The following is a 15019-nucleotide window of genomic DNA, read 5'->3' as shown; positions in this document are numbered from 1 at the left end:
AGAGAGCATTTTTACACGGGCGATATATGGATAGCCTTCAGCCGAAAGGCAGGGGTGCATGTTCCAATGTCTCTGGTCGGTTTGAGGGTGAAACAGTAGAATATTTTGATGATGGGTGGGAAGGGTTTGAGATGCCAAATCAGGTTACTACCCATGTAACAATCGAACATCCAAAACATATCATCACTAAAAATGCGTCACCTGATATCCCTTTTGATCGCTCTATTAATGCATACCGCGGCTGTGAACATGGCTGTATTTATTGTTTTGCCCGACCCAGTCATGCTTTCATGGGACTGTCTCCTGGGCTTGATTTTGAAACACGTTTGTTTGCAAAACCAAATGCAGCCGAACTCTTAAGGAACGAATTAGCCAAGAAAGCTTATAAGCCTGAGCCAATAGCAATGGGAACCAATACGGACCCTTACCAACCTATTGAACGCGAATACAAAATAACGCGTCAGGTGTTAGAGGTTTTACTGGAATGTAAACATCCTGTAACCCTCCTATCCAAATCTGCATTGATGCTTCGGGATATGGATATCATAGAAGCTTTGCATGAACTTAACTTAATTCGCATTGCTTTTTCGGTCACATCGCTCGACGCTAAATTATCACGCACCATGGAGCCTAGGGCGAGTTCTCCGCAAAGGCGATTGGACGCGATAAGACAATTTTCGGATAGAGGCATTCCGGTGTCGATTATGTTTGCCCCGGTAATCCCTGCGCTCAACGATCATGAAATGGAGAGCGTACTTGAAGCGGTTAAGGGGGCAGGGGCCGTTCGTGCCGCCTTTATCCTATTGCGGTTGCCGCTTGAATTACATGATCTGTTTGATGAATGGCTAGCGTCCTATTATCCAAACCGACGAAAACGTGTGATGAACAGATTGAAGGCAATGCGTGGCGGTAAAGCGAATGATCAGCGTTTTGGTCACAGAATGAAAGGGGTTGGCGTTGAGGCTGATTTGTTGAAATCGCGTTTCCTGAGATCGATAGATCGCTTTAAATTAAATCAGAGTTTCAGCAAGCTTGAGAGAGGCCTATTTGAAAAACCCCTCTCAAAGAATGGTCAATTTAGTCTGTTTTAGATCAGTTCTGCGAGCATTTCTTTTTGATATGGTTTTAAGCTTTCCATATTGCCGTCACGTACCTGGTTGGCCCATTCTGGGTTGGCGATCAAGGCACGACCCACAGCAGCCAGATCAAATTCGCCAGCTTCCATGCGGCTTGCAAGCTCAGATAAATCTGACGTTTCAGCTTCTTTGAAAACAGGGCTGCCTTCATTGATAAAGTCATTATCAAGGCCAACACTGCCAACGGTAATAGTTGGCTTGCCAGTGATTTTCTTAACCCATCCCGCAAGGTTTAAATTGCTTCTTTCAAATTCGGGTTCCCAGAAGCGGCGTGTAGAACAGTGGAAAATATCGACACCAGCATCCACAAGCGGTTTCAGGAACGTTTCCATTTCTTCTGGCGTATTCGTTAATTTTGCAGTGTATTCCTGCATTTTCCACTGGGACCACCGAAGGATTACTGGAAAATCTGGGCCAGTGCGGTCTTTGATAGCTTTGACGATTTCTGCGGCGAAACGTGTTCTGTTTTGTAAGGTGCCGCCCCACTGATCGGTACGTTCATTCAAATCAGCCCAGAAAAACTGGTCAATTAAGTATCCATGAGCGCCGTGCACTTCAACACCGTCGAAACCTAATTTCTGTGCGTCTGCAGCACCTTGCGCGAAGGCTTCTATGACATCTGCAATATCGTTTTCGCTCATTTCATGGCAACGCTTCTTGCCTTTGGCGACCATTCCCGAAGGGCCGTAGCCTGGAACCTCAGCGTCAGGCTCGATACCTGGCCGTCTAACGGCGCCCACATGCCAAAGCTGTGGCATGATTTTACCACCTGCACTATGAACCGCATCGACTACGTCTTTCCAGCCAGCGAGCGCCTTTTCACCATAAAAGAATGGAACATTTGGGTATCCACTCGCTGCTGGGTGATTGATGCAGGTCCCTTCCGTGATAATGAGGCCAACACCGCCTTCAGCGCGTCTTTTGTAATAGTCGATATTCTTTTGGTTAGGGAAATTCCCTGGCGACGAAGTTCTAGTCATTGGAGCCATGACAATGCGATTTGGTAACTCTAAAGCGCCTAATTTGAACGGCTCAAATAAACAGGGATATTGTGCAGACATATGACTTCCAAATAATGATTTGTATTAATTAATAATTGGCTGTTTTTACTGTAAATGCCTGCTAATGTAAATATAGGGTTTTGAGCTACAGGTTGGGAAATTCTTATGCAGTTTTTTAGCAAATCTTTTGTTGGTCTACTTATCGCATTGTTTTTGAGTGTTTTTGTAAAAGCGGATGCATATTTGCTTATGCCGTCCAATGTATTGGATGTCTCGACAGGACGAATTCTTGATGGCTATCAAGTTCACGTTCAGGACGATAAAATTGTTCAAATCGGTAAAAACCTTACTGTGGACAGAGCGGTTAAGCGTATTGATTTGAGCGGCTTAACGTTGATGCCGGGGTTGATTGATGCCCATAGCCACGTACTCTTGCACCCCTACAATGAAGTTTCATGGAATGATCAGGTTTTAAAGGAAAGTTGGGCGGAGCGAACGCTCCGTGCGGGCAATCATTTAGGGGCTACGCTCGATGCTGGTTTTACATCGCTTCGTGATTTAGGAAGCGAAGGCGCTGGTTATATGGATGTTGGCATTCGTGATGCGGTGAACAAGGGGGTTATTGAGGGGCCTCGATTAATTGTAGCAGGGAAGGCAATTGTCTCAACAGGTAGTTATGGACCAAAAGGATTTGATTTATCGCATCATATTAACCTCGGCGCAGAACCTGCTGATGGCGCTGATTTAATTCACGTTGTTAGGGATCAGATTGGCAAAGGTGCAGATATTATTAAGGTTTATGCTGATTACCGTTGGGGCCCAAATGGTGAAGCCAAGCCTACATTCACACTGGATGAGCTAAAAACCATTGTTCAAATCGCAAATGACAGTGGAAGGCCTGCTGTTGCACATGCTGCCTCTGATGAGGCCATGCGGCGCGCTATATTGGCTGGGGTCCAAAGCATTGAACACGGTGACGGTGGTAGTTTTGAAACATTTAAGTTGATGGCGGAAAAAGGGGTGATTTTCTGTCCCACCATTGCGGCCGGGGACGCAATTTCACGGTATCGCGGCTGGGACGGTTCGAAAGCAAGCGAGCCCGCTCGAATTGGTCAGAAACGCACATCAATGGAATTAGCGCTAAAGGCAGGTGTTGAAATTTGTAATGGTAGCGATGTTGGTGTGTTTACCCACGGCGACAATGCCCGAGAGTTAGAGCTGTTAGTTACGCATGGCTTAACAAATTTGGATGCGCTAAAGGCAGCGACCTACACATCTGCTAAATTAATGAATATTGATGGATTAGGTCTCGTAAAAGAAGGATATCTTGCTGATATCATAGCGGTTTCAGGCAATCCAATTGATGATTTATCAGCGATCCGCCGTGTCGAATTTGTGATGAAAAATGGCAAAATCTATAAAAAGCCATAGAGTCTCTATAGAAGATCATTATGCAGATCATATCGAAAATATATATGTTGCCCATCTGGTTTTTTGGCCTGTTTGGGCAATCAAAATCATTTAAAGCGAATCCGATCATTGGCTCACGGCTTTTGAATATATTAGGGCTTCATATATTAAGGGTTGTGCTTGCCCACATAGCAGCTCACATTCGCTGGTTTTTCCTGAAGCCAATGATGGACGAGGATGAACGCGAGGCCTATCACCGTGATGGATTTGTACTGGTTCCTGATTTTATAGACGAAGAAACTATTCAGGCTATTACCGATAAGTTTGATGCTATGGATGTTCACCCGCGCCAAATGGTGCAGGGGAACACATATACCCAGCGTATATTATTAGATGATAAAGTGCTGCAACAATCGTCACCTTTAAGCGAAGTGGTTAATGATAGTCGCCTACAGGATCGTTTGTTTTACACTGGGGCTAAATGGCATAGGCCACTTATGTATATTCAGCGTATTCGGAATGGATTTGTTGACGGCAAGAAAGACCCCCAGAAAACCATGCATTCCGATACATTTCATCCAACGATGAAGGCATGGTTGTTTCTTCAGGATGTGGAGCAAAAACACGGGCCCTTTACTTATGTCAAAGGGTCACACCGTTTATCCTTAAAACGTTTGAAGTGGGAATACAGGCGCAGTATTCAGGCTGGTAATATATCAGACGGGTACTCTGAGAAGGGTTCGTTCCGCGCTGACGCTCAAGACCTTGAAGAAATGGAATTAGCTGCACCAAAGGGAATTACTGTTAAGGCTGGTACGCTTGTCATTGCAAATACTAATGGTTTCCATGGGCGCGGGCAGGCCAATGACGGTGAAAGTCGAATAGAGATTTGGGCATATAGTCGCCACAATCCATTCAATATTTTGCCGGGGTTCGGTTCTAAGTTAATGGCTAATATCGAACAATGGGGTTTGCAGCAATTTTGGCTCTACAAAGACCGTCAAGCTGCGAAGAACATATCAAGAGCCAGTTGGCACCTGATTGATGCTGACGAGATGTTTTTGGATAATGATGGCCGTTAAAGCAAAATAAAAAACAGTATTTTCGATAAATTTAAAAAATTAGGCTTTTTTTTAGGTATGGGTGCCAATATCGCTGAAATTTAAAGTTTTTTACTAATTTGATTGTTTGAAAGACTAATTTATGGGGAATATAGCTGCTGTTATTCTTGCTGCCGGTAAAGGCACTAGAATGAAATCTGAAAAACATAAAGTCCTGCATGATATTGCGGGACAACCAATGCTCTTTCATTTGATGGATACAGTTCAAGGTTTGGGATGCTCCAAGCAAGTTCTTATTGTTGGTTCAGGGCGGGAACAATTGGAAACGGCCATTGCAGGTGCTGATTATTCAGCGGAGTTTGCAGTTCAAGAAGAGCAATTGGGTACGGGGCACGCCGTTATGATGGCAGAAAAGTCCCTTTCAGGATTTGATGGTGATGTAATTATCCTGTTTGGGGATACGCCTTTTATTCCAAATTCTGTGATGGAGCAGATGCTTGAAGCCAAGAATAACAAGGCGAATAAACCTGGTATTGTCGTTTTGGGCTTCGAGGCCGCCGACCCCGGAAAATACGGTCGTTTGGTTTTATCGAGTAACGGTGACCTAGAGCGTATTGTTGAATATAAAGACGCTACTGAAACAGAACGCGCAATATCGCTTTGTAATTCTGGTATGATGGTCGTTGACGGCGCTAAACTTTTCAAGTGGTTGAAAGAATTGTCGAACGATAATGCAGCTGGTGAGTATTATCTTACGGATCTGGTTGCATGTGCTAGGGCCGATGGTTCTCATGCGGTTGTTGTGAATGCTTCAGAGCAGGATGTGATGGGGGTAAATAGCCGCGCAGATTTGGCGGCAGCGGAATTAGCGTTTCAATCCAAAAAACGCGCAGAAATGATGGCATCCGGTGTTACGCTAATAGACCCTGATACAGTTTATTTCGCAAACGATACAAAAATAGAGGCTGATGTCATCATTGAGCCAAATGTATTTTTCGGCCCGAATGTGCATGTTTCAGGCGGTGCAAGGATCAAAGCGTTTAGCCATCTTGAAGGGACGACCATCGGTGAAAACGCAAGTGTTGGCCCGTTTGCACGACTGCGCCCTGGTGCTGAGATTGGGGATAAGGCAAAAATTGGTAACTTTGTCGAAGTTAAAAAAGCTAAGCTCGGCGAAGGGGCAAAGGTAAGTCATCTTTCCTATATAGGCGATGCCATCGTAGGTGATGCCGCTAATATAGGCGCGGGTACAATTACTTGTAATTACGATGGTTTCTTTAAATACCAGACGGTTATCGGCAAAGAAGCTTTCATTGGGTCGAATACTGCTCTTGTTGCCCCTGTTACAGTTGGTGACGGCGCGATTGTTGGAGCAGGTAGTGTTATCTCAAGTGATATTGATCAGGATGCCTTAGGAGTTACACGGGCAAAACAACGGCAAATTGACGGGTTTGCTGCAAAATTTCGATCTGAACGATTGGCGAAGAAGGAACAAAAATAATGTGCGGCATTGTTGGAATAGTCGGAATAACAAATACCGTTCCCCGAATGATGGAGGCCTTACATCGGTTGGAATACCGTGGGTACGATTCTGCGGGTGTCGCGACACTTCATGGTGGGGAATTGCACCGCTGTCGTGCTGTGGGCAAAATTGCGGCCCTTGATAGTAAACTTGTAGACCAACCTATCAAAGGTGATATCGGGATTGGACATACGCGGTGGGCAACGCACGGTGAAGCCGTTGAAGTGAACGCGCATCCTCATATGGCAGATGGTCTTGCAGTTGTTCACAATGGTATCATCGAAAATTTCGCATCACTGAAAAAAGAACTGATTGAAAATGGCCACAATTTTGAAGGTGAAACCGATACGGAAGTTGTTGCTCATTTAATATCGGAATATTTGGCGCGTGGTCTTGCTCCAAAAGATGCTGTTTTCGAAACTTTGAAGCGAATTGAGGGAGCATTTGCTCTAGCGATCATTATAAAGAATGAAAACGAGCGAATTTTTGCTGCGCGTAGAGGCAGCCCCCTTGTGGTTGGAATGGGGAAGGGCGAAAACTATCTTGGTTCAGATGCGATTGCTCTTGCTAGTCTATCCAATAAGTTAATCTACCTTGAGGAAGGTGACTGGGCAGAGATTTCCCGTGAGGCTGTCACGGTCTTTGATATGACTGGCGCCGTTGTTACGCGCCCTGTTACATACTCACAAGTGTCGAATACTTTTGCAGATAAAGGCAATTATCGGCATTTCATGCAGAAGGAAATATTCGAACAGCCATTTATCCTCGCTCAAACCATTGGTAAATATTTTGACCAAACAGGGGGAGGCGTCAAGTTACCAGCCGGTGATTTTGATTTTGCGAATGTTAGCAAGGTCACGATTATCGCATGTGGAACCAGTTATTATGCGGCACTTGTCGCCAAATTCTGGCTAGAAAAAATGGCAAGAATTTCGGTAGAAGTGGATATCGCTTCTGAATTTCGCTACCGCGATCCGGTATACACTGAGGGTGGGTTGGCGATCTTTATATCTCAGTCGGGAGAAACGGCGGATACGCTTGCAGCATTAAAGCATGCGAAAGCGGCAGGTCAGTCGATCCTTTCGATCCTGAATGCAGAAGAATCGTCCATGTCCCGCGAGTCCGACATGGTGTTCCCGATTTATGCTGGCCCAGAGATTGGGGTTGCAAGTACAAAAGCATTCACTTGCCAATTGATCGTTTTGGCAGCACTCGCGACCGAGATCGCGCGCGCAAGAGGAAAGCTTGATGAAGCAGGTGTTGTATCGGCTATTAATAGTGTCGGTGAAATTCCCAAGCTTGTCGCTGATGTTCTTAGCAATCATAAGGGCATCGAGAAGATTGCTCATAAAATTGCAAAAGCGCGTGATATTCTGTTTGTAGGACGAGGGCTTCATTCCGCTATTGCGATGGAAGGTGCGCTGAAGCTTAAGGAAATTAGTTATATTCATGCCGAGGGGTATGCAGCAGGTGAGCTGAAGCATGGCCCTATCGCCTTAATTGACGAGAATGTCCCTGTTATCGGACTTGCCCCGCATAACGAGCTTTTTGATAAAACAGTCTCTAATCTGCAGGAAATTATGGCGCGGCAGGGTCAGGTGATTGTTATCTCTGATCATGACCCAAGCGCAGTGGGCTCAAATGGCGAAGACTTGATGTCATTCAAAATGCCTAAGTGCGATGATATCGCGAGTCCGATCGTTTACGCTGTCCCTGTTCAACTTCTTGCCTATTATGCAGCAGTTGAAAAAGGGACAGATGCAGACCAGCCGCGTAATCTGGCAAAATCTGTAACTGTCGAATAAATTCTGTACCGTTTCAGAATTTGATGATTTGTCTGAAACGGTTTTTCCTTGATTATTGCCGCTAGCACATCGGCGCAATATGCGGTTTCAGTTTTCTGCAAGCACTGATACTGCGAGATATTTCCTCTAAATAACAGATTTATGATGGTAATTCGACTGGTCTGAATAATAGATGATGTACGTATGAGTAAAATTATGCCAATAGCTTATAGATTGGACATGTAGCAAATTTGGTCTCGTTGACGGTAGTACACATGGATGAAGTTGAAGAAAATTTAAAAAGCGCGATGCAATCGTTTGCACAGAATGTGTCTGTCATTACGTCATTCATGAACGAAAAACCTCATGCAATGGTTGCTTCGTCCGTCACCTCTGTTTCGATGTCACCGCCTTCTATGTTGGTTTGTATTAACCGTAACATTACGATGCATTCTGTGATGAGTAGTCAAAAATATTTCGCTATTAATCTGTTGGGGTCAGATCATGTGGATATTGCGAATTTATGCAGCGGTGGCGCCGAAGGGGAGCAACGATTTTCTGCTGGTGATTGGAAACTGGAGAATACTAAAGCGCCCCTTTTAAGGGATAGTATTAGCTCAATTCTATGCGAACGGGATCAAATGATCGAATATGGTTCCCATACTGTTTTTATCGGGCTTGTGCGTGAAGTGATTACAAGTGAACGCAGTGATACGCTTCTATATCATTACTGCGATTACAAAAGCCTCTCGTAATTAAATTCTTACAAAGTTACTCCAGATATAGACCTTATAGCTAAAGTTGTTATGATATAGCCAATTCATGCACATATCATGGGACAGGAGTATCTTTCGTGAATTACATGCGGTCCATATCATTCGTTATTTTGAGTTTTCTATTTGTGTTTGCCCCCGCAACTGCACAACAAAACACCCCGTTAATAACCTATAATACCCAGCATCATCCAACCCTCGCCAGAAATGGCATGGTGGTAAGCCAGGAATATTTTGCAAGCGAAGCAGGGCTTGAAATCCTTCGAGCGGGCGGTAATGCCGTTGATGCGGCGGTTGCAACAGGTTTCGCACTGGCGGTAACGCACCCACAGGCAGGTAATATCGGCGGCGGTGGTTTCATGATGGTTTACTTGAAGGACCAGGATAAAACGATTGCTATCGATTACCGTGAAATGGCGCCAAAAGCAGCCCACCGGGATCTGTTCTTGGACGCAAACGGTGATGTTGATAACGCGCGTGCTCGCTTTAGCTATCAATCCACCGGTGTTCCCGGCACTGTAATGGGCCTGACCCAAGCATTGGAAAAATATGGGACATTGCCACTTGATAAGGTTATGGCCCCTGCCATTAGGCTGGCACGGGATGGCTTTGAGGTCCCATGGGCGTTAGCAGATAGCCTGAACAGGTTCCAGCAACGGTTGAAGAGCGATGAAGCGACTGCAAAGTATTTTTATAAAACTGATGGCACGCCTTATGTCGCGGGTGAACTTTTAAAGCAAACTGATCTTGCTGCAACATTGCAGGCTGTTGCCGATAACGGTGCCAAAGGGTTTTATGAAGGATGGGTTGCAGACAAAATTGTTGCAACTATGCAGGCAAATGACGGGATCATCACCCATGATGACCTGAAAAATTATGTTGTCCGCGAAAGGGAAGCCGTATCTGGCACATATCGTGGCTTTAAGGTTGTTGCGATGCCGCCTCCATCATCTGGCGGCGTTCACGTAGTTCAAATGCTGAATGTTCTTGAGGGATGGGATGTTAAAGGTTTGGGGCACAATAGTGCTGATTATCTTCACCGCCTGACGGAAACAATGAAGTATGCTTATGCTGATCGCTCAAAATATCTGGGTGATCCAGACTATTTTGATGTGCCGGTCGAGGCGCTCGTGGACAAAGGATATGCCGGGTCTATCCGAGATAAGATTAAGCTTGAAAAAGCAACACCATCAACAGAGATTGCGCCTGCACCAAGTCTTCCTTACGAAAGCAATGATACTACCCATTTTTCTGTCGTGGATAGATTTGGAAATATGGTGGCAAACACCTACACGCTTAACTTCACCTACGGGAATGGTAAATCTGTGGCTGGTGCAGGGTTCCTATTGAATAATGAGATGGATGATTTCTCTGCCAAGGTTGGTGTTGCTAATGCCTTTGGTCTATTGGGCGGCGAAGCGAATGCAATTGAAGCCGGAAAACGCCCACTAAGTTCGATGACACCGGTATTTTTGTTTAAAGATGGCAAGCCACTTATGACAACAGGTAGCCCAGGTGGTTCCACAATTATCACCGTGGTATTGCAGACGATTTTGAATGTTATGGACTTTGATATGAACCCTGCGGCTGCGACAGCTGCACCGCGGATTCACCACCAATGGTTTCCGGACCGTTTGTTCATAGAGCCAGGCCATTCAATTGATACGCGCCGCATCCTGAAGGCAATGGGTCATAATGTGAACACTGACGCTAATAGCTTAGGCGACCGTGTTTTGGGTTCAACGCAGTCCATCGTAATTGCGCCAAATGGAATACTGATGGGGGCGGCTGACCCCCGCAGACCTGGTTCGCACGCCGCAGCATTCTAACTATGATTTAATCAGGTAAGAACGAAAAAAGGGCAGGTAATTTTCCTGCCCTTTTTATTTGAGTGTTTAATTAAATTGCTTACTCAGCTTGGCTTGGGACCTCATAACCGTTTCCGCGGTTAAATATGCGGGTCTTCAGTCTACCAAAGAAAGCTGATGCATCAGCACCTGCTGCACACATACTTGGAACGAGTATAAGTGTAACAAAGAAGGCAATGAATACACCTGCCGCTAACGCAAGCACGATTGGCTTCAAGAAAGCTGCTTGAATAGACTGTTCCAGCATCATTGGTATCAATCCGATAATCGTTGTAACAGTTGTAAGCATAATCGGCCTAAAGCGTGCAACGCCTGATTCTACCACCGCTTCATAGGCATCCATACCTCTCAAGCGAAGGCGATTATAATAATCCATGAGAACGAGATTATCATTAATCACAACCCCGATTGCGGCTGCTATACCGAAGAAGCTAAAGAGGCCAACCGTCATATCCATCGCAAAGTGGGCAAATACGGCACCAACGAATGCGAATGGCATCGCAATCATAATCAGTATCGGCTGCCAATAGCTCTTGAACGCAACAGCGAGCATCATATAGAGCACAAAGAATGCGATGAGATTAAGCTGAAGAAGCTCTTGGAAGAACCTACGTTCGCCTTCTGCTTGACCGATGCTACCACGAACGACACCAGGGAATTGTTTTTCCCAGGTGGGGAAGAAGTTTTCCTCAAGGTCCTTCATGATATCATCACGTACATCATCCTTCATGTCAGCGCTCACTCGGGCAGCTCTGTTACCGTTCCAGCGCGCAATACGTTTGATGCCTGGGGCATATTCAAGGTCTGCAATCGCTGTTAATGGAACTTCATTGCCGTCCACAGTCCGCACTCTAAAGTCTTTGAGGCTTTCAATAGACCTGCGTGCTTCTTTAGGGTAGCGAACCATCACACGAACATCCTGACCGCTACGAGGAATTCGTGATACTTCCAGTCCAAAATATGCATTTCGGATTTGCTGTGAAACTTGTGCAAGCGTTAAACCAAGCTTTTCGGTACCCGGCTTTAACGTCATACGAATTTCCTGACTATCGCCTTGCAAGTTATTGCGAATGTCATAAAGCGCTTCATATGTCCGCATTTGGGTTTCGAGTGCGTTCACTGCATCCTGAAGGACTTTGAGGTCAGGGTGCCTAACTGATAGTTCAAAACCAGGGTCACCATCACTTTGAGTGTAGTCAACTGATACTTCCTCTGCATCAGGAACTTCACCCATCAGTTCACGTAACCGAATAGAAGCGTCTTTTGCAGACATATCACGGACTTCAGGTGGCGCAAGTTTTACAATAGCCAGTACGCTATCTCTGCGAGAGCGTGTGTACCAGTTTTCAATCAGTTTTCCTTCACCGCCTGTCCGAGCATTAACTTCTTGCTCGAGTGCTTTCTCAGCATCCTGCAGCTGTTTTAAAACTTCCAGTGACCGTGAATATGGCGTGCCTTCAGGCATCACAACATTTACGTTAATCTGGTCACTTTCGATTTCCGGGAAAAAGCCAGTTTTGACAAACGGAGAACCGAACAGACCAAAACCAAAGAACATGACTGCGAAAAAGATAGACATGCTAAGATATCTGCGATTAACAGCCCACGTTCCAATTCTACGGTATTTGGTTTGCGCGAAATTGATGATGCTGTCGGCAATACGTTTCTGGAAACGTCCAAACGCATTAAGTTTCTCACGTGGCTTCATTTTCGACAAGTGAGCAGGCAAAATCAATAAAGACTCGATCAAAGATATGGTCAGCGCTGATACGACAACCCATGTAATATTTCTTGTAAATTCTGTTGTCGAACCCGATAGGAACAACCATGGTAAGAACATAATGATCGTTGATAATACAGCAAATACCACTGGTTTCGCAACCAATTGAGCCCCTAATACGGCGGCAGTAATACCCCCCCCTGTTTTTTGGGATTCGCTGTGAATATTTTCACCAACAACGATTGCATCGTCCACTACAATCCCTAGTACAAGAAGGAAGGCAAATGTCGATAGCATGTTAATTGAAACACCAACATATGGCAGGATAAAGAACGCACCAGCATAGGCTATTGCGATACCCGCAGTTACCCAAAAGGCAACTTTTGGTCTTAATGTTAACAATAGAACAACAACAACCAATAGAAGACCATAAAGCGCAGATTCGCCTATTGTGGTCATGCGGCTATTAAAGGCTTCAGCCTGATCGGTCCAAAGTGTTAATTCCACACCTTCCGGTAAGCTGTCCTGACGTTTAGTTATCCATTCTTTTACGGACTCAGAAGCCTGTACGATATTCATATATTCAGTAGTTAGAACCTGAATAAGAACCGCAGGTTGGCCATTTAAAGTCGCTAATATTTCATTGTCTTCAAAACCATCAATGATGTTAGCAACATCAGAAAGCCTGATTGTAGCACCGTCAACAGTTTGTCTAACTATGATTTTACTGAATTGCGCTTCTGTATCTGCTTGATTGCGAATGGCAACGGTGTATTGACCAGCTTCTGTTTGAAGAGCCCCTGATGAAAGGTTCAAAGAGCTTGCTCTAATCGCATCAGAAACCTGCGAGAACGTCAGATTATATCGACGAAGGGCATCTTCGCTAACTTCGATCGTTACTTCCTCACGTCTTACGCCAAAGAGCTCAACAAGCGAGATCGCTGGTAAAACGGCAACCTCTCTGCGCAATTCTTCAGCTAAACGCTTGAGGTTACGTTCGCCAATATCACCACTTACAGCAATGCGGATATATTCATTGCGGTTAATAAATTGGGTAACCTGAGGCGGTTCAATGTCGCGAGGAAACGAAGATATGGAATCAACGCGCACTTTTACGTCATTTTGAAATTGAACAAAATCAACGTCATCAAGCGCCAGAATAACAACGTTCGCTGATCCTTCACTCGCGAAGGAACGCACCCAATCGATATTATCCAGGTCACGAACAGACTCTTCAATTCGCTCAATTATCTGTTTTTCAACATCTTCTGGTGAAGCACCTGGCCAAGCGACACGAATTTCCAGACCTGGAAAGCGAACCGTCGGCTCAATTTCACGCTCCATTTTAAAGAATGAAATAGCACCTAGTAGAAATAGGCCAATCATTAAGAGGTTGGCGGCAACTGTATTTCGTGCCCACCATTCGATTAATTTATTCATGATTGCCTCCCTTAACGTGAAGCAGCGTCTGCAGGTGCTGCAGCAACGTTAGTGCCAGTAGTAATTGGCTCAACGGCCATGCCTTCGATAGCTGTACGAACAGCAGACGTTACAACTTGGTCACCTACGTTAACACCTGAAGATACAAGAAGTCGATCTTTGGATGTCGCTAATACATCTACGGTTTTAATGCGGAGTTTACCGTCATCAATAATATAAACCTTATCTTCTTCACGTAGAGCCGTACGCGGCATAACAAACGCCGCCTGGGATTTTATGCCTTCAATCTCGGCGGAAACAAACAGTCCTACAGGTAAAGGTGATTTACCATCAGCTTGTGCGTATGGTTTTTCAACTTCGGCCATAGCATAGGCAAGGCGTGTCTGTTGGTCGATTGACGCAAGAGTACGAACAATTTTGCCTTCCCAACTTTGCTGTTGATTACCAATACGTGCTTTTAATGTAACCTTTGGTGCGTAGCTGTTTTTTGCTTCAAATCCGACAGGTAGGTTTAATTCAGCCAACTGAAGGTCTGTTAGTGGTAATCTGATCTCAACAACGTCGGTACCGAAAACACGGCCTAATTTTGCGCCAGTTGTAACAAATTGACCTACACCTACAGAACGCTCTGTCACTCGGCCATTGAAGGGCATACGAATATTAGTTCGTGACAGGTTTAAGTTCGCTTCTGCCAGGTCGGCCTCAGCAGCGCGTAAGTTTGCTTGTGCCTGGGCAACTTGTGGTTTGTTTAGCGCAAGAGCAGTTGGTTTGCCGTCTTTGATCCAGGCTTTAGAGTCGTCCCATTGCTTTTGTTTCAACTTTGCATTGGCTAATTGTTGCTCTAGTTGAACATAGGCATCGGCAACACGCGCTTCAGCACGGGTTACAGCAAGCTTGTAATTCGAATCGTCAATTTTAATGAGTGTAGTTGATGGCTCAAAACTACTACCTTCGGCAAATTCAGATGAAACCGAAACTATTCGTCCGGATACCTCTGAAATGATATCGATTTCTGTTTTTGCGCGAACTTCGCCTTGCGTATTAACAGAAAGAACAACCGTATCAGATTTAACCTCATCGACCTTTAGGGCGATTGGGCGCACGGTGTTTTCTTTTTTTTCTGGTTCAGGTTTAGTGTTACCAAGAACGGCACATGACCCTAATCCTGCGGCTAGCACCATGATTGGTGCTGCAACTTTCAAAATCTTTTTCACTTTTTTATCCTCGCTGTATAAATTGTGTGAGTCTTTTGCCCACTTATATTTATCACTATAGTACTATATCAAATCTATATAGTTGTCACG

The 15019-nt window shown here is 45.0% G+C and carries 10 protein-coding genes; 7 read left to right on the top strand and 3 right to left on the bottom strand.

Annotated features, from left to right (window positions below; translation table 11 throughout):
* The first annotated feature begins 26 nt into the window (after positions 1 to 26).
* Entirely contained in the window at positions 27 to 1091 is a 1065-nt protein-coding gene (locus KFF44_RS13955; RefSeq protein WP_255935242.1) for a PA0069 family radical SAM protein, read from the top strand.
* Here KFF44_RS13955 and KFF44_RS13950 read toward each other — a convergent pair.
* Positions 1088 to 2197: an NADH:flavin oxidoreductase gene (locus KFF44_RS13950; RefSeq protein WP_255935241.1), complete on the bottom strand. Its 1110-nt coding sequence runs from the start codon at positions 2195 to 2197 to the stop codon at positions 1088 to 1090. The genes KFF44_RS13955 and KFF44_RS13950 overlap by 4 nt on opposite strands.
* Before the next feature lie 105 nt (positions 2198 to 2302).
* Here KFF44_RS13950 and KFF44_RS13945 point away from each other — a divergent pair, with 105 nt between their 5' ends.
* The 6 genes from KFF44_RS13945 to ggt all read left to right on the top strand — a co-directional run bounded on the left by KFF44_RS13945 (position 2303) and on the right by ggt (position 10516).
* The gene (locus KFF44_RS13945; protein ID WP_255935239.1) at positions 2303 to 3568 is read left to right on the top strand and encodes an amidohydrolase family protein; all 1266 of its coding nucleotides are present in this window, start codon (positions 2303 to 2305) and stop codon (positions 3566 to 3568) included.
* 20 nt (positions 3569 to 3588) lie between these two features.
* Positions 3589 to 4629 (top strand): phytanoyl-CoA dioxygenase family protein, encoded by a 1041-nt coding sequence (locus KFF44_RS13940; RefSeq protein WP_255935237.1) that lies wholly within the window; start codon positions 3589 to 3591, stop codon positions 4627 to 4629.
* A 121-nt stretch (positions 4630 to 4750) separates the two neighbouring features.
* Positions 4751 to 6109: a bifunctional UDP-N-acetylglucosamine diphosphorylase/glucosamine-1-phosphate N-acetyltransferase GlmU gene (glmU, locus tag KFF44_RS13935; protein WP_255935236.1), complete on the top strand. Its 1359-nt coding sequence runs from the start codon at positions 4751 to 4753 to the stop codon at positions 6107 to 6109.
* Positions 6109 to 7935: a glutamine--fructose-6-phosphate transaminase (isomerizing) gene (gene glmS / locus KFF44_RS13930; protein ID WP_255935234.1), complete on the top strand. Its 1827-nt coding sequence runs from the start codon at positions 6109 to 6111 to the stop codon at positions 7933 to 7935. Before glmU ends, glmS begins: the two co-directional genes overlap by 1 nt.
* Positions 7936 to 8189: 254 nt before the next feature.
* Positions 8190 to 8669 carry a flavin reductase family protein gene (locus tag KFF44_RS13925; protein WP_255935232.1) on the top strand — a complete coding sequence of 160 codons (480 nt, stop codon included), beginning with the start codon at positions 8190 to 8192 and terminating at the stop codon, positions 8667 to 8669.
* Positions 8670 to 8776: 107 nt separating this feature from the next.
* Complete coding sequence (ggt, locus tag KFF44_RS13920; protein ID WP_255938838.1) at positions 8777 to 10516, top strand: gamma-glutamyltransferase; 1740 nt, start codon at positions 8777 to 8779, stop codon at positions 10514 to 10516.
* Positions 10517 to 10595: 79 nt separating this feature from the next.
* Here the strand turns inward: ggt and KFF44_RS13915 are convergent, their stop codons facing one another.
* On the bottom strand, positions 10596 to 13715 hold the full coding sequence (locus tag KFF44_RS13915; RefSeq protein WP_255935231.1) for an efflux RND transporter permease subunit: 3120 nt from the start codon (positions 13713 to 13715) through the stop codon (positions 10596 to 10598).
* Between the two features lie 11 nt (positions 13716 to 13726).
* The gene (locus tag KFF44_RS13910) at positions 13727 to 14929 is read right to left on the bottom strand and encodes an efflux RND transporter periplasmic adaptor subunit (protein WP_255935229.1); all 1203 of its coding nucleotides are present in this window, start codon (positions 14927 to 14929) and stop codon (positions 13727 to 13729) included.
* Positions 14930 to 15019: the final 90 nt, after the last annotated feature.

The organism is Kordiimonas sp. SCSIO 12610 (genome assembly GCF_024398015.1).
GTDB lineage: Bacteria > Pseudomonadota > Alphaproteobacteria > Sphingomonadales > Kordiimonadaceae > CANLMI01.
This window is presented reverse-complemented; position numbering and strand designations above follow the sequence as displayed.

What these genes read in the sequence shown, in the direction of transcription:
- KFF44_RS13955 (WP_255935242.1), top strand. Translation starts at nt 27, where the DNA reads ATGGATAGCCTTCAGCCGAAAGGCAGGGGTGCATGTTCCAATGTCTCT.
- KFF44_RS13950 (WP_255935241.1), bottom strand. Translation starts at nt 2,197, where the DNA reads ATGTCTGCACAATATCCCTGTTTATTTGAGCCGTTCAAATTAGGCGCT.
- KFF44_RS13945 (WP_255935239.1), top strand. Translation starts at nt 2,303, where the DNA reads ATGCAGTTTTTTAGCAAATCTTTTGTTGGTCTACTTATCGCATTGTTT.
- KFF44_RS13940 (WP_255935237.1), top strand. Translation starts at nt 3,589, where the DNA reads ATGCAGATCATATCGAAAATATATATGTTGCCCATCTGGTTTTTTGGC.
- glmU (WP_255935236.1), top strand. Translation starts at nt 4,751, where the DNA reads ATGGGGAATATAGCTGCTGTTATTCTTGCTGCCGGTAAAGGCACTAGA.
- glmS (WP_255935234.1), top strand. Translation starts at nt 6,109, where the DNA reads ATGTGCGGCATTGTTGGAATAGTCGGAATAACAAATACCGTTCCCCGA.
- KFF44_RS13925 (WP_255935232.1), top strand. Translation starts at nt 8,190, where the DNA reads ATGGATGAAGTTGAAGAAAATTTAAAAAGCGCGATGCAATCGTTTGCA.
- ggt (WP_255938838.1), top strand. Translation starts at nt 8,777, where the DNA reads ATGCGGTCCATATCATTCGTTATTTTGAGTTTTCTATTTGTGTTTGCC.
- KFF44_RS13915 (WP_255935231.1), bottom strand. Translation starts at nt 13,715, where the DNA reads ATGAATAAATTAATCGAATGGTGGGCACGAAATACAGTTGCCGCCAAC.